Annotated in this window: 1 pseudogene; it reads left to right on the forward strand. The window is 53.1% G+C overall.

What is annotated here, in order from left to right:
- Positions 1-31: 31 nt before the first annotated feature.
- A pseudogene (locus ACXJ7R_RS35630) lies at positions 32-641 on the forward strand (type I secretion system permease/ATPase); the annotation flags it as partial.

The raw sequence follows: 641 nt of genomic DNA on the forward strand, positions 1-641 counted from the left end.
CCCCACATCTCTCGAGGAGACTTGACTAGGCATGTCGGCAGATTTGAACAGAACGGTATTGTCGCGGATTCTGATCGAGATGGGTCTGTTCTCCGCGGTCATGAATATCCTTCTGCTAATCCTGCCGCTCTACATGCTTCAGGTTTATGACCGAGTGCTGCCTGYCAATAATATGGATACTCTTCTTTATATTACGTTTCTGGCGATAGCGACGCTGTTTTGTTTCGGAGTGCTTGAGATCGTCCGTGGACAATATGCCAGCCGGCTTGCTTCGCGGCTGGATGTAGCATACGGAGGTCCCTCCTTTCTTGCCGCTATGAACGGACCGCGCGCGGGGCTCGGCGACGTCCAAGCATTGCGGGATCTCGCCACGTTGCGGAGCTTCATTGCCTCGCGGACGATCTACTTCCTTTTCGATCTCCCCTTCGGGCCGTTGTTCGTAGTCCTTTTGTTTTTCATTCACCCCCTGTTATTTCTCGTAACTGTCGTCGGCGCGGTTCTGATGATCGTGCTCGCGTTGCTCAATCAGGCCGCAAGTTCACGCTACGGCAAAACTGCGGGAGAGAATCTTTCCAACTCAATGAACTCCGCGCAAGCTTTCGCACGAAATTTCGAGACCATTCGCACACTCGGAATGGCGA

It is taken from the genome of Mesorhizobium sp. P5_C1, from assembly GCF_054049815.1.